The sequence below is a fragment of the Leifsonia sp. PS1209 genome (assembly GCF_012317045.1).
In the GTDB taxonomy this organism is placed as follows: Bacteria; Actinomycetota; Actinomycetes; order Actinomycetales; family Microbacteriaceae; genus Leifsonia.
Genome location: NZ_CP051154.1, coordinates 1,391,638 through 1,409,021, shown reverse-complemented (window position 1 = coordinate 1,409,021; position 17,384 = coordinate 1,391,638). Strand labels below are relative to the sequence as shown.

At 68.2% G+C, this 17,384-nt stretch carries 16 protein-coding genes; 5 read left to right on the top strand and 11 right to left on the bottom strand.

Annotated features, from left to right (window positions below; genetic code table 11):
- Positions 1 to 17: 17 nt before the first annotated feature.
- The 3 genes from HF024_RS06720 to HF024_RS06710 all read right to left on the bottom strand — a co-directional run bounded on the left by HF024_RS06720 (position 18) and on the right by HF024_RS06710 (position 3,573).
- A complete protein-coding gene (locus tag HF024_RS06720) occupies positions 18 to 854 on the bottom strand; it encodes a protein phosphatase 2C domain-containing protein (protein WP_085369362.1) in 837 nt (278 codons plus the stop codon).
- Complete coding sequence (locus tag HF024_RS06715; protein WP_168689056.1) at positions 851 to 2,059, bottom strand: FHA domain-containing protein; 1,209 nt, start codon at positions 2,057 to 2,059, stop codon at positions 851 to 853. The genes HF024_RS06720 and HF024_RS06715 overlap by 4 nt, the downstream gene beginning before the upstream one ends.
- Positions 2,060 to 2,139: 80 nt before the next feature.
- Entirely contained in the window at positions 2,140 to 3,573 is a 1,434-nt protein-coding gene (locus HF024_RS06710) for a gamma-aminobutyraldehyde dehydrogenase (protein ID WP_168689055.1), read from the bottom strand.
- Positions 3,574 to 3,661: 88 nt separating this feature from the next.
- Between HF024_RS06710 and HF024_RS06705 the strand changes: the two genes are divergently transcribed.
- The 3 genes from HF024_RS06705 (at position 3,662) to HF024_RS06695 (ending at position 7,047) form a co-directional block, all read left to right on the top strand.
- Positions 3,662 to 4,144, top strand: a complete 483-nt coding sequence (locus tag HF024_RS06705; protein WP_055892090.1) for an Lrp/AsnC family transcriptional regulator — start codon at positions 3,662 to 3,664, stop codon at positions 4,142 to 4,144.
- Positions 4,141 to 5,553: an aspartate aminotransferase family protein gene (locus tag HF024_RS06700; protein WP_168689054.1), complete on the top strand. Its 1,413-nt coding sequence runs from the start codon at positions 4,141 to 4,143 to the stop codon at positions 5,551 to 5,553. Before HF024_RS06705 ends, HF024_RS06700 begins: the two co-directional genes overlap by 4 nt.
- Before the next feature lie 105 nt (positions 5,554 to 5,658).
- Complete coding sequence (locus tag HF024_RS06695) at positions 5,659 to 7,047, top strand: FAD-binding oxidoreductase (protein ID WP_085369408.1); 1,389 nt, start codon at positions 5,659 to 5,661, stop codon at positions 7,045 to 7,047.
- Between the two features lie 97 nt (positions 7,048 to 7,144).
- Here the strand turns inward: HF024_RS06695 and HF024_RS06690 are convergent, their stop codons facing one another.
- The 4 genes from HF024_RS06690 to HF024_RS06675 all read right to left on the bottom strand — a co-directional run bounded on the left by HF024_RS06690 (position 7,145) and on the right by HF024_RS06675 (position 12,646).
- Complete coding sequence (locus HF024_RS06690) at positions 7,145 to 9,127, bottom strand: ABC transporter ATP-binding protein (RefSeq protein WP_168689053.1); 1,983 nt, start codon at positions 9,125 to 9,127, stop codon at positions 7,145 to 7,147.
- Positions 9,124 to 10,857: an ABC transporter ATP-binding protein gene (locus HF024_RS06685; protein ID WP_168689052.1), complete on the bottom strand. Its 1,734-nt coding sequence runs from the start codon at positions 10,855 to 10,857 to the stop codon at positions 9,124 to 9,126. Before HF024_RS06685 ends, HF024_RS06690 begins: the two co-directional genes overlap by 4 nt.
- A 20-nt stretch (positions 10,858 to 10,877) precedes the next feature.
- Positions 10,878 to 11,552 (bottom strand): TetR/AcrR family transcriptional regulator, encoded by a 675-nt coding sequence (locus HF024_RS06680; RefSeq protein ID WP_247597337.1) that lies wholly within the window; start codon positions 11,550 to 11,552, stop codon positions 10,878 to 10,880.
- 122 nt (positions 11,553 to 11,674) lie between these two features.
- The gene (locus tag HF024_RS06675) at positions 11,675 to 12,646 is read right to left on the bottom strand and encodes an aldo/keto reductase (protein ID WP_168689051.1); all 972 of its coding nucleotides are present in this window, start codon (positions 12,644 to 12,646) and stop codon (positions 11,675 to 11,677) included.
- A 113-nt stretch (positions 12,647 to 12,759) separates the two neighbouring features.
- Between HF024_RS06675 and HF024_RS06670 the strand changes: the two genes are divergently transcribed.
- Together HF024_RS06670 and HF024_RS06665 are read left to right on the top strand one after the other, a co-directional pair.
- Positions 12,760 to 13,257, top strand: coding sequence for a methylated-DNA--[protein]-cysteine S-methyltransferase (locus HF024_RS06670; protein WP_085369369.1), 498 nt, complete (start codon positions 12,760 to 12,762; stop codon positions 13,255 to 13,257).
- A complete protein-coding gene (locus HF024_RS06665; RefSeq protein WP_168689050.1) occupies positions 13,254 to 13,898 on the top strand; it encodes a DNA-3-methyladenine glycosylase I in 645 nt (214 codons plus the stop codon). Before HF024_RS06670 ends, HF024_RS06665 begins: the two co-directional genes overlap by 4 nt.
- Before the next feature lie 392 nt (positions 13,899 to 14,290).
- Here the strand turns inward: HF024_RS06665 and HF024_RS06660 are convergent, their stop codons facing one another.
- The 4 genes from HF024_RS06660 to atpD are packed head-to-tail and all read right to left on the bottom strand — an operon-like array spanning position 14,291 to position 17,384.
- Positions 14,291 to 15,097 (bottom strand): peroxide stress protein YaaA, encoded by an 807-nt coding sequence (locus HF024_RS06660; protein ID WP_168689049.1) that lies wholly within the window; start codon positions 15,095 to 15,097, stop codon positions 14,291 to 14,293.
- A gap of 1 nt (position 15,098) precedes the next feature.
- Positions 15,099 to 15,656, bottom strand: coding sequence for an ATP-binding protein (locus HF024_RS06655; protein ID WP_085369372.1), 558 nt, complete (start codon positions 15,654 to 15,656; stop codon positions 15,099 to 15,101).
- Between the two features lies 1 nt (position 15,657).
- Positions 15,658 to 15,918, bottom strand: coding sequence for a F0F1 ATP synthase subunit epsilon (locus HF024_RS06650; RefSeq protein ID WP_055892062.1), 261 nt, complete (start codon positions 15,916 to 15,918; stop codon positions 15,658 to 15,660).
- A gap of 2 nt (positions 15,919 to 15,920) precedes the next feature.
- Positions 15,921 to 17,384: a F0F1 ATP synthase subunit beta gene (atpD, locus tag HF024_RS06645; RefSeq protein WP_085369373.1), complete on the bottom strand. Its 1,464-nt coding sequence runs from the start codon at positions 17,382 to 17,384 to the stop codon at positions 15,921 to 15,923.

Here is a 17,384-nt window from a genome sequence, read left to right as displayed (position 1 = left end):
CGGATGCGGCGAGCCGGTCAGTGGCGGCGCGCGGCCCGCCGGGGCACGCCGTCGCCGTGCGGTCCGCTCTCCGGGGTGGCGAGCACGTCGACGACCACGACGGTGACGTTGTCCCGTCCGCCGTTGCCGAGTGCCGCATCCATCAGCTGCTGCGCCGCGTCAAGCGGGGAGGCGCCCTCACCGAGGAAATACCGGATGCCGTGCTCGGTGAGTTCCTTGGTGAGCCCGTCGGAGCAGACCAGCAGCCGGGAACCGGCGACGATCGGGATGAAGAAGAAGTCGGGAACGGGGTCTTCGTTGAAGCCGACGGCCCTGGTGATCACGTTGCTGTGCGGGTGCACCTCGGCCTCTGCCGGGGTGATCGCGCCGGAGTCGAGCAGTTCCTGCACGATCGAGTGGTCGACGGTGACCTGTTCGAGCGTGCCGTCGTGATAGCTGTACACGCGGGAGTCGCCGATGTTGAAGACCAGCCAATACGGCGAGCCGTCGACCAGCGTGAGGGCGATGCCGGTCACGGTCGTCCCGGTGCCGAGGTCGGTGTGGCCGACGCCGCGGCCCATGTCGTCGACGGCGGAGCGGAGCGCGCTGGTCAGCGCATCCTGGCCGACGAAGTCGACGGAGACCTGCTCGGCCAGCCGGGTGACAACGGCGGTGCTGGCGAAGTCCCCCGCGGTGTGGCCGCCCATTCCGTCGGCGACGGAGAAGATCGGCGAGCGGGCGAGCAGGCTGTCCTCGTTGACGGAGCGCCGGTAGCCTTTGTCGCTCAGCGCCGCCCAGGCAAGGCTGATCCGCGCGTCGGAATCGCCGGGGACGACCACGGTGTGGCGTCTGTTGCTGCGACCGATCTGGGTCACTCGCGTCCTCTTCTGGTCGGTTCGGCCGATGCGTCGCCGTCGGCGCGCTGGCCCACGGCAGTGATCTCGATGATATTACCGTCGCCGATCTCCACGGTGGCCCCCGCGAGCACGACGACGGACTGTCCAGGCCGCAGCCGGGACTCCGTTCCCGCAGCTGCGGTGACGATGGTGCCGTTGGTGGAACGCAGGTCGGTGACGACCACGGCGTCCCCCTCCTGCTCGATCCTGACGTGGGTCGACGACACCTCGTGCTCCGGCGACGCGACAGCGACCAGGCGGGGAGGAGCCCCCTGCTCGATGCGTGGAGCGGACGGCCGCCTGCCGATCAGGACGGGCAGATCGAGGTCGAACACCTCACCGGATGCGAGACGGATCGCGTATTGCGCCGGTGCGGGAGGGAGGATGACGGGCTGGGTCTGCGCGTCGGCATCGCCGGTGATGGGCGTCGCGAACGGTCCGGGCGTGTCGGAGGGCGGCTCGATGTCCACGGCACCCGGCAGTTCGTGCCCGGCGGGGACAGAGGCCGCGGGGGCGGGCTCCGGCTCGGCCTCGCGCGCGAAGATGCTGGCGCCGCGCCTGGCCCGGATGATGGTCTCGTCGAAGAGGGCGTCGTCGTCGGCGTCGGCGCTGGGCGTGCTGGCAGTGGCGCTGCCGGCGTCGCCTGCTCCGCCCACGTATCTCCCCGGCGCCGTTCGCTCGACGCGCTCGATCGGCGACAGCGTCCAGGTCAGCAGCTCGCCGTCCACGACGCCGAGCCCGACCGGAAGCGACCCGACGCTCAGCCGGGCGACGGGACCCGTCGGCAGGTCGTCCCCGCCGATCACCAGCCCGGTCACCGAACGGAACTCGGCGAGCACCCACGGCTGCACCCCGGCGGCGGAGAACCGCCGGGATCCGCCGACGGAGAAGACGTCGATGGCGGCCGTCCCGCGCACGACGGCCGTCACCAGCACCTCGCCTGCGGCGTTCGGCTCACTCAGCTCGGCGACAGCGAACGAGCGCACCGCATCCTGGCCCACCAGCGGAAACGCGCCGACGACCGACTCGATGGTCGCCAGCTCGGAGTCGGCCAGCCACCACACCGTGTCGACGATCGAGTCGGCGACAGAGCTCTCGACGGCGGCGACGAACCGTCGCCCGGCGATCAGCAGCCACCGCGACGGCCCTGCGACCGGGGCGTACCTCACGTATCCGGGAGACACCGAGGTTTCCTCCCGTGGATGTCGTGGTGGTGGGGTGAGAGCCGACCTGGCTCATAACGTGCTGATCCGAGTGTAATCACTCACCCGATGAACGACATCACGTGCTTCACCCGCGTGTAGTCCTCGAACCCGTACATCGAGAGGTCTTTGCCGTACCCGGAGTGCTTGAACCCGCCGTGCGGCATCTCCGCCACGATCGGGATGTGCGTGTTGATCCAGACGCAGCCGAAGTCGAGGTTCTTCGCGAAGCGCATCGCGCGGCCGTGGTCTTTCGTCCAGACCGAGGAGGCCAGACCGTATTGCACGCCGTTCGCCCAGCGCAGCGCCTCCGCCTCGTCGGTGAACTTCTGGACCGTCTGCACCGGCCCGAAGATCTCGTTCTGCACCGCCTCGTCGTCCTGGCGGAGGCCGGAGACGATCGTCGCCTCGTAGAAGTAGCCTGTGTCGCCCTGGCGGTGGCCGCCGAGCTCGACCGTGGCGTGGTCGGGCAGCCGGTCGACGAATCCGCTCACCTGGGCGAGTTGATTGGCGTTGTTCACCGGGCCGAACAGGATGCCGTCCTCACGAGGAGCCCCCGTCCGGGCGTTCTCGCGCGCGTACGCGGTGAGAGCTGAGACGAACTCGTCGTGGATGCCCTCCTGCACCAGCAGGCGGGTCGCCGCCGTGCAGTCCTGCCCGGCGTTGAAGTAGCCGGCGGCCACGATGCCCTCCACGGCCTGCGCGATGTCCGCGTCGTCGAACACGATCACCGGCGCCTTCCCGCCGAGCTCCAGGTGCACCCGCTTGAGGTCGAACGATGCGGCGCGTGCCACCTCCATCCCGGCCCGCACCGAGCCGGTGATCGAGATCAGCTGCGGGATGGGGTCTGCCGTCATCGCGGCGCCCGTCGTCCTGTCCCCCGTCACCACATTGAGCACCCCGGCCGGCAGGAACTCGGCGGCCACCTCCGCGAGCAGCAGCGTGGACAGAGGCGTCGTGTCCGACGGCTTCAGCACCGTCGTGTTCCCCGCGGCGAGCGCCGGGGCGAACTTCCAGACCGCCATGTTGAGCGGGTAGTTCCACGGCGTCACCTGGCCGACCACGCCGATCGGTTCGCGCCGGATGAACGAGGTGTGGTCTTTCAGGTACTCCCCGGCCGACCGGCCTTCGAGGTTGCGGGCCGCCCCCGCGAAGAAGCGGATCTGGTCGACGGACAGCAGGATCTCGTCGTCGACCAGCGTGGCGCGGGGCTTGCCGGTGTCCTGGGACTCGGCGTCGGCGAACTCCTCCGCCCTCTGCTCCATCGCGTCGGCGATCCTGAACAGCGCGAGCTGGCGTTCGGCCGGCGTCGTCTCTCCCCAGACCTCGAACGCATCCCGTGCCGCGGCGTACGCGTCGGCGACGTCATCCGCTGTCGACACCGGTGCCGTCGCGTAGACCTCTTCGGTCGCGGGGTCGATCAGCGGGATGCGCTCCGTCGCCCGGGATTCGGAGAAAGCGCCGTTGACGAAATTGCGGAGTTCTCGCGTTGTCATGCCGGAAGTCTACTGATTTCGATAGAAAACGACACAGATTCGTGCGGATTCGCTTGCCCGACGACCATCTCACTGACAGAATCGCTCCATGAGTTCCCCTCGGGCAGTCACTGCCGCCAAGCCTGTCCAGATCGACGACGTCTCCAAGGCGATCATCGAGCAGCTGCAGGTCGACGGCCGTCGCTCATACGCGGAGATCGGCAAAGCCGTCGGGCTCAGCGAGGCGGCGGTGCGCCAGCGCGTGCAGAAACTGACCGAGTCGGGGGTCATGCAGATCGTCGCCGTCACCGACCCGATGCAGCTCGGGTTCTACCGGCAGGCGATGATCGGCGTGCGGGTGACCGGGGACACCAGGGCGGTGGCGGACAAGCTGGCCGCCATGCCGTCCGTCGACTACGTGGTCCTCACGGCCGGGACGTTCGACATCCTGGCCGAAGTGGTCTGCGAGAACGACCTCGACCTCATCACCATGCTCAATTCCGAGATCCGGACGATCGAAGGCGTGCTTTCGACGGAGACGTTCGTCTATCTCAAACTCCACAAGCAGTTCTACAACTGGGGAACACGATGACAATCACCACAGAAGACCCCGCCATCTCGACGGCAGACGAGGACGCCCTCCAGGTCAAGGCGAAGGACCACCTCTGGATGCACTTCGCGCGCCAGTCGGTGATGGAGGACGGCCACGGCGTCCCCATCATCACCCGCGGCGAGGGCCACCACATCTTCGACTCCCGCGGCAGGAAGTACATCGACGGCCTCTCCGGGCTGTTCGTGGTCAACGCCGGTCACGGACGCAAGCGCCTCGCCGCCGCTGCCGCCAAGCAGGCGGAAGAGCTCGCGTTCTTCCCGATCTGGTCGTATGCGCATCCGAACGCCATCGAGCTGGCGGACCGGCTCGCGCACTACGCGCCGGGCGACCTCAACCGGGTGTTCTTCTCCACCGGTGGAGGCGAGGCGGTGGAGACCGCGTTCAAGCTCGCCAAGTACTACTGGAAGCTGCAGGGCCGCCCCACCAAGCACAAGGTGCTGTCCCGCGCCGTCGCGTACCACGGCACGCCACAGGGCGCTCTGGCCATCACGGGCATCCCGGCCATGAAGGAGATGTTCGAGCCGTTGACGCCCGGTGGTTTCCGCGTCCCGAACACCAACTTCTACCGCGCGGGCGAGATGGGCGCTCCGACGGACGACATCGAGCAGTTCGGCGTGTGGGCGGCGAACCGCATCGAGGAGATGATCCAGTTCGAGGGTCCGGAGACCGTCGCGGCGATCTTCCTCGAGCCGGTGCAGAACTCGGGTGGATGCTTCCCTCCGCCTCCCGGATACTTCCAGCGCGTGCGGGAGATCTGCGACAAGTACGACGTGCTCATGGTCAGCGACGAGGTCATCTGTGCCTTCGGCCGCATCGGCCACATGTTCGCGTGCGACGAGTACGGCTACGTCCCGGACATGATCACCTGCGCCAAGGCGATGACCAGCGGGTACTCCCCCATCGGCGCGACGATCATCAGCGACAAGCTGTACGAACCGTTCAAGCACGGGAACACGTCGTTCTACCACGGCTACACGTTCGGCGGCCACCCGGTCTCCGCCGCTGTCGCGATGGAGAACCTGGACATCTTCGAGGAGGAGGGGCTCAACGAGCGCGTCCGCGAGAACTCGCCGCTGTTCCGCGCGGAGCTGGAGAAGCTGCTCGCGCTGCCGATCGTCGGCGACGTGCGCGGCGACGGCTACTTCTTCGGCATCGAGCTGGTCAAGGACAAGACAACCAAGGAGACGTTCGACGACGACGAGTCCGAGCGCCTGCTGCGCGGCTTCCTGTCGAAGGCGCTGTTCGAGGCCGGGCTGTACTGCCGCGCGGACGACCGCGGCGACCCCGTCGTCCAGCTCGCACCGCCGCTGACCATCGGCCCTGCCGAGTTCACCGAGATCCGCCAGATCCTCGAGTCCGTCCTCACCGAGGCCGAGAACCACCTGTAACCACCCACCACACACACAATCGAGTCCGGACTTGTGCACGCGTTTCACGGCGTGTCGCGTGCATAAGTCCGGACTCGATCTTTTGGCGAGACGAGAGGGATGCGCGTGAGCTACGAACGGGTCGGATTCTGGTTCGAGTCGATCAGTGAGGCGGAGGACGGCTTCCGGCCACGCGCGGGGCTGGGCGACGACGTGGATGCGGATGTCGCGATCGTCGGCGCCGGGCTCACCGGCCTGTGGACCGCGTACTACCTGCAGGAGGCCGACCCCTCACTGCGCATCGTGCTGCTCGAGAAGGAGGTCGCCGGCTTCGGCGCCTCCGGTCGCAACGGCGGCTGGTGCTCCGCCCTGTTCCCGTGGTCGGCGTCCGCGCTGCGTGCGCGCTACGGACTGGCCGCGGCCGTCGCCCAGCGCCGCGCGATGATCGACACCGTCGGCGAGGTCGGCCGCGTCGTCTCCGCCGAGGGCATCGACTGCGACTACGTGCGCGGCGGCACCGTCACGTTCGCCCGCTCGCGCGTGCAGCTCGCCGCCGCCCGCGCCGAATACGCGGAGGCGAAGGAGTTCGGCGTCGACACGGTCTCCATCCTCGGCACGGACACGGTGACCGACCGGTTCGGGGCGCGGGATGCCGTGGCGGCGACGTTCACGCCGGATTGCGCGCGCATCCACCCGGCCAAGCTGGTGCGCGGCCTGGCGCGCGTCGTCGAGGCGCGCGGGGCGACCATCGCGGAGCAGACGGAGGTGCTGTCCTGGTCGGACGGCGTGGTCACCGCAGTGTCCGGCGGCCTGGTCCGCACCGTCCGTGCCGGGACCGTGGTGAACGCCACGGAGGGCTACGGTTCGCAGCTGCCCCAGGTGGGCAGGCGCATCCTGCCGCTGTATTCGCTGATGATCGCCACCGAGCCGCTGCCCGACGAGGTCTGGGACAGCATCGGCATCCAGCACGGCCAGACCTTCGCCGACTTCCGCCACCTCATCATCTACGGCCAGCGCACGGCCGACAACCGCTTCGCGTTCGGTGGACGCGGCGCCCGCTATCACCTCGGCAGCACGATCCTGCCCGAGTACGACCGCGCACCCCGCGTGCGCGAGCACCTCACCCGCGCGCTGTTCGACCTGTTCCCGGATGCGGCCGGCGCGCGCATTACCCACCACTGGGGCGGCCCGCTCGGCGTCCCCCGCGACTGGCACGCGAGCGTCGGCCACGATCCGGATGCGCGGGAAGCCTGGGCGGGCGGCTACGTCGGTGACGGCCTCAGCACCACGAACCTCGCGGGCCGCACGGTCGCCGACCTCCTCGGCGGCCGCCGCACCGCGCTCACGGCACTGCCGTGGGTCGGCCACCGCTCCCCGCAGTGGGAGCCGGAGCCGCTCCGCTTCGCCGGTGCGAACGCCGGCCTCGTCGGCACCGAGCTGGCCGACCTCGAGGAGCGCGTCACCGGCCGCCCCTCGATCGCCGCCCGCCTGATGGCTCCCCTCACCGGACACTGACCCGCCCCAACCCGGCCCCCAAACAATCGAGCCGGGACTTATGCACGCGACACGCCGCGGCGCGCGTACACAAGTCCCGGCTCGATGGCTGCGGCGGTCAGGCCTCGTCGGAGACCGGGGCGGCGAACTGCGCGTTGTACAGCGTGTAGTACGCGCCACCGGCGGCCAGCAGCTCGTTGTGCGTGCCCTGCTCCACGATCCGGCCCGCCTCCATCACCAGGATGAGGTCCGCATCCCGGATCGTCGACAGCCGGTGCGCGATCACGAACGACGTGCGGTCGCTGCGGAGCGCCGCCATCGCCTTCTGCACCAGCACCTCCGTGCGGGTGTCGACCGAGGAGGTCGCCTCGTCCAGGATGAGCACGCTCGGCCGGGCGAGGAAGGCCCGCGCGATGGTCAGCAGTTGCTTCTCGCCCGCGGAGACGTTGCCGCCCTCGTCGTCGAGCACCGTGTCGTAGCCGTCGGGGAGCGAGTGCACGAACCGGTCCACGTATGTGGCGCGGGCCGCATCCAGGATCTCCTCCTCCGTCGCATCCGGACGCCCGTACGCGATGTTCTCGCGGATCGTCCCGTTGAACAGCCAGGTGTCCTGCAGCACCATGCCCATCCTGCTGCGCAGGTCGAGCCTGGTCATCGAGGCGATGTCGACGCCGTCGAGGGTGATCCGGCCCGAGTCGAGCTCGTAGAAGCGCATCATCAGGTTGACCAGGGTGGTCTTGCCAGCACCGGTCGGGCCGACGATGGCGACGGTCTGGCCGGGCTCCGCGACGAGAGACAGATCCTCGATGAGCGGCTTGTCCTCCGTGTACCGGAACGACACGTCCTCGAACGCCAGGCGTCCCTTCGTGCCCTGAGGGCTCTCCGGGTCGGCGGGGTCGGCGGACTGCTCGTCCGCATCCAGCAGCTCGAACACCCGCTCGGACGACGCGACGCCGGACTGCAGCAGGTTGGCCATCGAGCCCAGCTGCGTGAGCGGCTGCGTGAACTGACGCGAGTACTGGATGAACGCCGTCACGTCACCGAGCTGCATCGCGCCGCTCGCCACCTGCAGACCACCGACGACCGCGATCACCACGTACATCAGGTTCCCGACGAACATCATCGCCGGCATGATGATGCCCGAGATGAACTGGGCGCCGAAGCTCGCCTCGTACATCTCCTGGTTCTTCAGCCGGAACTGCTCCTCCACCTCGCGGTGACGGCCGAACACCTTCACCAGGGCGTGGCCGGTGAAGGCCTCCTCGATCTGGCCGTTCAGCTCGCCGGTGTTCTTCCACTGCGCGACGAACAGCTTCTGCGACCGCTTGGCGATCACGGTGGTGATGATGAGCGTCAGCGGGATCGTGATGAGCGCGATCACCGCGAGCAGCGGGGACACCACGAACATCATCACGACGACGCCGATCACGGTCAGCAGCGAGGTGAGCAGCTGGCTCATCGACTGCTGCAGCGTCTGCGAGATGTTGTCGATGTCGTTGGTGACCCGGCTCAGCAGCTCGCCGCGCTGCATCCCGTCGAAGTAGCGCAGCGGCAGGCGATGGATCTTCGCCTCGACCTCCTCGCGGAGGCGGTAGACGGTGCGCTGGGTGATCCCGTTGAGCACGTACGCCTGCAGGTAGCTGAACACCGACGACAGGACGTAGAGCGCGAGCACCCACATCAGCACACCGCCGACAGCGGTGAAGTCGATCCCCGCGCCCGGCGTGAAGGTGGTGCCGGAGAGCAGATCGGCCAGCTGCGTCTGGTGACTGGCCCGGAGACCGGCGATCACCTGCTCCTGCGTCGCCCCTTTCGGGAACTGCAGCGACAGCGCTCCGGCGAACACCAGGTTGATCGCGTTGCCGAGCAGTTTCGGCCCGAGTACCGCGAACACGACGCTCACCACCGCGAGCAGGGTGACGAACGCGATCCCGATGGCTTCCGGCCGCAGTCTCCCGACGAGGCGCTTGGCGGACGGGCCGAAGTTCATCGACTTCTCGACCGGTCCCTGCATCCCGCCGAAGGGGCCGCCGCCACCCGGGCCGCGGCGCACAGGCGGGCGGGCGGGGACGCGTTCTTCCGTCTCGGTGTTGTCGCTCATGCTGCTTCCTCCGCGGTGAGCTGCGACGACACGATCTCCGCGTACGTCTCATTGGTCTGCAGGAGTTCGTCGTGCGTCCCGCGGCCGACCACGCGGCCGTCGTCGAGCACGATGATCTGGTCGGCGTCGACGATGGTCGACACCCGCTGGGCCACGACGATCATGGTGGCGCCGGCGACCTGGCGCGACAGTGCCTGCCTCAGCCGCGCATCCGTCGCCGTGTCCAGGGCGGAGAACGAGTCGTCGAACACGTAGATCTCCGGCCGTTTGACCAGGGCGCGCGCGATGGCGAGCCTCTGACGCTGGCCGCCGGAGACGTTCGTGCCTCCCTGGGCGATCGGCGCATCCAGTCCTTCGGCCATCGCTTCGACGAAGTCGCGCGCCTGCGCGATCTCGAGCGCCTGCCAGAGTTCGTCGTCGGTGGCGTCCGGCTTGCCGTAGCGCAGGTTCGACGCGATCGTGCCGGAGAACAGGTACGGCTTCTGCGGCACGAGCCCGATGCGCGACCAGAGCAGATCGGGGTCGAGCTCCGCCACATCCACGCCGTCAACGAGCACCAGTCCACTGGTGGCATCGAACAACCTCGGGATGAGGTTGACCAGCGTGGTCTTGCCCGCTCCCGTGCTGCCGATGATCGCCGTGGTCTGCCCGGTTTTGGCGAGGAAGGTCACGTCGCTGAGCACCGGCTGCTCGGCTCCCGGATACGAGAACCCGACATCCACGAACTCCAGCGTCCCGTGCGCCTCCAGTTCGGTGACCGGCGAGCTCGGGATGCGCACCGACGACTCCGTGCCGAGCACCTCGCCGATCCGGTCGGCGCAGACGGCGGCACGCGGCACGAGCACGGCCATGAACGTCGCCATCATCACCGCCATCAGGATCTGCATCAGGTACTGCAGGAACGCGGTCAGCGTGCCGATCTGCATCGAGCCGTCCTGCACGCGGAACGCGCCGAACCAGATCACGGCGACGCTCGACACGTTGAGCACGAGCATCACGATCGGGAACATCAGCGCGAACAGCCGGCCGGCGCGGAGCGCGGTGTCCGTGACGTCGGCGTTCGCCTTCCTGAACCGCCCGGTCTCGATGTCCTCCCGCACGAACGCGCGCACCACCCTGATGCCCGTCAGCTGTTCGCGCAGCACCCGGTTGACCCGGTCGATCCGCTCCTGCATGGTGCGGAACAGCGGCACCATCCTGGTGATGATGAGGCCGACGGCCACCAGCAGGATGGGCACGCTCACGGCGATCAGCCAGGACAGCTGGATGTCCTGCTGCATGGCCAGGATGATGCCGCCGATCGCCAGGATCGGCGCGGACACCAGCAGGGTGCAGGTCATCAGCACGAGCATCTGCACCTGCTGCACGTCGTTCGTGTTGCGGGTGATCAGCGACGGAGCGCCGAACTTCGACACCTCCCGCTCGGAGAACTCGCCCACCTTCTGGAAGATCGCGCCACGCAGATCGCGGCCGACCCGCATGGCGACCTTCGCGCCGAAGTAGACGGCCGTGATCGAGCAGGCGACCTGCACGAGGGTGACCCCGAGCATCCCTGCGCCCACCCAGACGATGTAGTTGGTGTCGCCCTTCGCGATGCCGTTGTCGGTGATGTCGGCGTTGAGCGTCGGCAGCCACAGCGACAGCAGCGATTGGGCGAGCTGGAAGACCACCACCCCGATGAGGAGCGGCCAGTGCGGTCGGAGGAACCGGCCGAGGAGTTTGAGCAACATGGGGTCTCCTTGGATGCGGGTTATGGTGCGAATGGGGACGCGCTTGCCGTCGCCGGTCCCAGACCGGCGCTCTGCGCGTCGAAGTCGATCGGGCGCCCGGCGACGCCGACCATCGTGAAGCGGGCGAGGTCGTCGATGCTGAACTCGATGCCCTCGTTGAGCATCGGGAATGCCGACGAGAAGCTGATCAGCCTCAGCAGGTGCGCCACCCGCTCCGGAGGCCAGTTGAGCTGCTCCGCTTCCGGTTCGAGCACCTGCGCGATGATCCTCGCGAACTCGCCGCGCTCCTGCGGCACGGGCGGGCGCTGCGGGCCGACGACGGCCATGATCCGCATGACGCTCTCGAACCGCTCGCGCAGCAGATACAGGATGGCGCGGATTTTGTGCTCGAACGGCAGCGACGGGTCGATGGCTCTGAGCGCGTTCCTGAGCGGTTCGGGATCCAGGTACTTCTCGATCGCGGCCTGGACCAGCGTCTCCTTGTCGCCGAACGCGCGGAAGATCGTGCCCTCCGCGATCCCGGCGGCCTCCGCGATCTGCTTGGAGGTGACCCCGCGTCCGTGCTCGACGAGCAACGGGATAACGGCGTCGACGATCATCGCCCTCCGGTCATCCGGGCTGAGCGGCTGCGCGCGCGGCGGACGCTTGGCGTCTCGCTCCGCCGCGTCCTCGAGTTCGTCCTCCGCCGTATCCACGGCAGCGATCCTACGCGGAGTGAGTGCTCACTCACAACGCTCGGTGTGTTCGCCCTGAGCGAACAATCGCCAGGACTCCCCCGCAGGAAAACGGGCGAGTCCTGGCGGGCGCCAGGCGCCGGTCAGGCGGCGGGGGTGAAGATGGCGGTGATGGCCGCGATGTCCTCCGGAGTCGCGCGCCACTCCGTGGCCGCCTCGGCGTTCGCGGTGATCTGCTCCGGCTTGGTGGCGCCGGCGATTACGCTCGTCAGCCCGGGCTGGGCGAGCAGCCAGGCGAACGTCGCGGCCAGCATCGTCACGCCGCGCTCGTCGCAGAACGCCTGGTAGCGCTCGATGACATCCCACGGCGCGTTGTCGACCAGGTGCCGCCTGATCATCATGATGCGGCTGTCCGACGGGCCGCCGTCCCGCGAGAACTTGCCGGTGAAGAGGCCGTTGTAGAGCGGGAAGTACGGCAGGAAGCCGAGCCCGTACTTGTTGACGGCCGGGAGCACCTCGCGCTCCGCATCCCGCACAAGCAGGCTGTACTCGTTCTGCGACGAGATGAACTTGGGATGCCCGTTCAGCTGGGCGGTGAACTCCGCCTCCGCGATCTGCCAGCCGGCCAGGTTCGAGTGCCCGATGTACCGGATCTTGCCCTCGGCGATGAGGTCGTCGAGCGTTTCGAGGGTCTCCTCGATGGGCGTGATCGGGTCAGGCTGGTGCAGCTGGTAGAGGTCGATCCAGTCGGTGCGGAGCCGTCTCAGCGACGCCTCGACCGCGAGCCGGATGTAGCGGCGCGAGCCGCGCACACCCCAGTCGGGTCCGTTCGTTCCGGCCATGTCCATCCCGAACTTGGTGGCGAGGACGATCTGGTCGCGTTTCCCGGCGAGCGACTTACCCATCAGCGTCTCGGAGAGGCCGCGCTCTTTGCCGTAGATGTCGGCGGTGTCGAAGAGGGTGACCCCGGCGTCGATCGCGGCGCCGATCACCGCGTCCGTCCCCTCCTGGGTCTCGGATGCGGTTCCCTCGCGCCCGAAGTTGTTGCAGCCGAGGCCGATGGTCGAGACAATGAGCCCCGAATTCCCGAGAGGACGATAGTCGATTTCTGCCATGCTCCGAGTCTATGCAGGCCACGGATCCCTCCACAGCCACGGCCCCCTCCCGACTTATCCCCCATGTCCGTTTTCCGCGAGAACACGTCGGTGGCCCCCCGTAGAGTCTTCCCATGACCACTTCTTTCGCTTACCTCACACGGATGCCGAGTCCGATCGGCCGCATCGAGCTGACCAGCGACGGTCACGCCATCACCTCCCTCTCCATCGAACGCTCCGGCCACCTCCCACTCGAACAGCACGAGGAACGCACCACCGAGGTCCTGGAGCGTGCCGAACTGCAGCTGCAGGAGTACTTCTCCGGAGACCGCAAAGACTTCGACCTCCCCGTGAAGCTCGACGGCACAGCCTTCCAGCTCGCGGTCTGGGAACAACTGGCCGGCCTCGAGTTCGGCACGTACACGTCATACGGGGAGCTGGGCCTCGGCATCGGCCGCCCCGGCTCCGGCCGCGCGATCGGCGGCGCTGTCGGCGCCAACCCCATCCCGATCATCGTCGGCTGCCATCGCGTGCTCTCCTCCTCCGGCAAGATCACCGGATACAGCGGAGGCGACGGCATCCCCACCAAACTCTGGCTCCTCACCCACGAAGGGATCATGCTGGCCGCATGAGCACCGACACCACCGCCACCGCCTCCGCCACCCCTGCCGCTGCTACCGAGCCGTCCTTCCCACCGCGCGCGGCCGTGATCGTCGGCGACGACGGCCTGGCCCGCTGCTCCTGGTCGGCGAGCGACCCGGAGTACCGCCGCTACCACGACGAGGAGTGGGGCCGCGAGCAGCACGACCCGCGCGCCCTCTACGAGAAGCTCTGCCTCGAAGGCTTCCAGGCCGGCCTCTCCTGGATCACCATCCTGCGCCGCCGCCCCGCCTTCCGCGAGGTCTTCCACGGCTTCGACCCCGTCGCCGTCGCCGCCATGACCGAGTCCGACATCGAGCGCCTGCTCCAGGATGCGCGCATCATCCGCCACCGCGGCAAGATCCAGGCCACCATCTCCAACGCGCACGCCGTGCTCGCCCTCGACGTGCCGCTCGACGAACTCATGTGGAGCTTCGCCCCGCCTGCCAGGGGCCGCCGGCGCCCCAACGCGTGGTCCGAGGTCCCCGCCGTCACGCCCGAGTCCACCGCCCTCAGCAAAGAGCTGCGCCGCCGCGGCTTCCGCTTCGTCGGCCCGACAACCATGTATGCCCTGATGCAGGCCACCGGGATGGTCGACGACCATTTCACCGGCTGCTTCCGCGCTCACGCGTGAAGCTCACCACCCAGGAGAGGGTCGGGCCGACGACGGTACTCGTTTGTTAGCACCGGATTCTCGCTGGCGATGTCACGTCCGCACGTGCCCGACCGCAGGCGGAATCTGTTGTGTCATCGCGCATCCGGCCAGGAGATCGGCGTGAGGGGATCACGCCGGGTTTCCGTTACGTCGGCCCGACTGATAGACGAGGTGAGGTGGCCGTTCGACTTCGAACATACCCACTGACCCCGGCTGGCTGGCTGGCTCCTCCTCATTGCTCGCATTGCCCGATGCGAAGCTATCCGAGACGCTTCACCTAGGGTTGAGCATATCTCAGTTTTTGGAAGTCCACCACTGATTCGCGCACAATCTCGACATCCATCCAGCTCCGGATGTGCCCCGGGACCGCCTCAGCGCAGCACGGCCACCAACGCGCCGGGCTCCCCCGCCACCTCGGGCACGATCAGCTCCAGCTCCGCCGATCCGTCCCCGGCCGCGCGCAGCTCGTAGCCCTCGGCGGCCGCCCAGGCGAGCAGCTCGTCCGTGGTGGCGAAGTCCGTCCCCGCTTCGATGAGCGCGCGCGTGAACAGGCCTTTCGCCTGCTTGTTGAAGTGGTTGAGCGCGCGCACGTGGCCGTCGCCGTCGCGGGCGAGCACGCGCACGTAGTGCGCATCCGGCCGCCCGGGGAGCGGCCCGAGCGCCGCATAGCCCTCCGACCGCAGGTCCACGATGAGCCCGGGATGCGCGTGGAACACCGCGCTCGCAGCCGGCGCCCACCGCTTCTTGAGCGTCGCGACGCCCTTCTCGAGCGACAACCGGGAGTCGAACGACAGCCGGTAGGCCGGGATGAGGTCGGTGGCGGCCACCGGGCCGAGCAGGGCCGACTGCACCACCACGGTCGAACCCGCGAACGCCCACTGGTCGTCGGTGAGGGTCTGCGCATCCAGAGCGTCGTAGAGCACTCCGGTGTACCGGCTCAGCGCCGGCATCGTGGCGGACGAACGGATCGCGCGGTTGCGGTCGACTTCCGCCGCCTGCTTGGGTCCCAGCTTCAGTGCCCGGATGCTGTGCTCGCGGTTCCTGGACAGCGCGGCCACCGCGGCGAGCACGTTCCTGCGCACCGGCTTCAGTTCGCCGAAGCGGAGGCCGTCGAGGTCGAGCGGAGCTCCCGCTCCCCCGTCGCGCTTGGTCTCGGAGGGCGGGAGGAGGATGAGCAAACTAGGCCACCAGGAAGTCGAGAGCGATCTCGACGTTCTGGCCGAGCGGTGCTGCGGTGTCGATCGTGACGCGCGGGAGGGTCGCGCAGGCGCCCCTCCACTCGTCGTACTCGTCGACGCTCTGCTCCACCGCGTACGCGGCCGTGAGACCGGTGCGCTTCGCCAGCCGCGACTGGTGCAGCTCGTCGTCGGAGCAGACCACCTCGATCACGCGCAGTTTCACGCCGGAACGCTCAGCGAGATCGCGCCACTGCAGCCGGGCCGGCTCGACGGCGTTGACGGCATCCACGATCACCGAGTGACCGGACTGCAGCACCTGCTCCGCCATCGTCTCGGCGACCAGGTAGGCCGCGAGGCCCGTCGGCTGATCGGAGTCGATGCCGGCGCGCAGGATCGACGCCTCGATCGGGTCCACGGACACCGTCGTGGCGCCGAGCCTGGCGCCGATGATCTCGGCGAGCGTCGACTTGCCTGAGCCGGGCAGGCCCGCCATCGCGATCAGGATGGGGACGCGCACGTCGCCGAACTGACGCTCGACGCTGACGGGCTGCTCGGCCATGTCAGACGAGCTCCGCCTGGCGTGCCACCACCGTGACCGTGTTGTTCTCCACGGACAGGAAGCCGTCGTCGGCCTGGGCCTTGATCGACTCCCCGCCGTTCAGAGTCACGCGCACCTCGCCGGAGGCGAGGATGGCCAGCAGCGGTTCGTGGCCGGGGAGGATACCGATCTCACCCTCGACCGTCTTCGCGACGACCATGCTCGCCTCGCCCGACCACACTTCGTGGTCGGCGGCGACGACGCTGACGTTGAGGACAGCCATTGTTAGCCGTTCTCCTTCTGGATCTGAGCCCACTTCTCTTCCACGTCGCTGATCGGGCCGACGTTGAAGAACGCCTGCTCTGCGACGTGGTCGAACTCGCCCTTGGCGATGGCGTCGAACGACTCGATGGTGTCCTTGAGCGGAACCGTCGAACCCTCGACACCGGTGAACTTCTTCGCCATGTAGGTGTTCTGCGAGAGGAACTGCTGGATGCGGCGCGCACGCGACACCGTGATCTTGTCTTCCTCGGAGAGCTCGTCGACACCGAGGATGGCGATGATCTCCTGCAGTTCCTTGTTCTTCTGGAGGATCTGCTTGACCGTGGTGGCGACGCGGTAGTGGTCCTCGCCCAAGTAACGGGGGTCGAGGATGCGCGACGTCGAGGTCAGCGGGTCGACGGCCGGGTACAGACCCTTCGACGCGATCTCACGCGAAAGCTCGGTGGTGGCGTCGAGGTGGGCGAACGTGGTCGCCGGAGCCGGGTCGGTGTAGTCGTCGGCGGGAACGTAGATCGCCTGCAGCGAGGTGATCGAGTGGCCGCGGGTCGAGGTGATGCGCTCCTGGAGGAGGCCCATCTCGTCGGCGAGGTTCGGCTGGTAGCCCACCGCGGACGGCATGCGGCCGAGCAGCGTGGAGACCTCGGAACCGGCCTGCGTGAAGCGGAAGATGTTGTCGATGAAGAGCAGCACGTCCTGCTTCTGCACATCGCGGAAGTACTCCGCCATGGTCAGGGCCGACAGGGCGACGCGCAGACGCGTTCCCGGCGGCTCGTCCATCTGGCCGAAGACGAGGGCGGTCTTGTCGAAAACGCCCGCCTCCTCCATCTCGTGGATGAGGTCGTTGCCCTCACGGGTGCGCTCGCCGACACCCGCGAACACCGACACACCACCGTGGTCCTGCGCGACGCGCTGGATCATCTCCTGGATGAGGACGGTCTTGCCGACGCCCGCACCACCGAAGAGGCCGATCTTTCCACCCTGCACGTACGGGGTGAGGAGGTCGATGACCTTGATGCCGGTCTCGAAGAGCTGCGTCTTCGACTCCAGCTGGTCGAACGCCGGCGGCTGGCGGTGGATGGGCCAGCGCTCGGTGATCTCGATGGTCTCGCCGGGCTCTGCGTTGAGAACGTCGCCCGTGACGTTGAACACCTTGCCCTTGGTCACGTCACCGACGGGCACCGAGATGGGTGCTCCGGTGTCGCGGACCTCTCCGCCACGGACCAGGCCGTCGGTCGGCTTGAGCGCGATGGCGCGGACCAGGTCGTCTCCGAGGTGCTGTGCGACCTCGAGGGTGATCTCGGTCGACTCCTCGCCGATCGTGATCGTGGTCTTGAGCGCGTTGTAGATGCCAGGGATCGAGTCATGGGGGAACTCGATGTCGACGACAGGGCCGGTGACGCGGGCGATGCGCCCGACGCCGGCCGGCTGCGCGGTCGAAGCCTGAGCTTCGGCGGTTGCGGTAGTCAT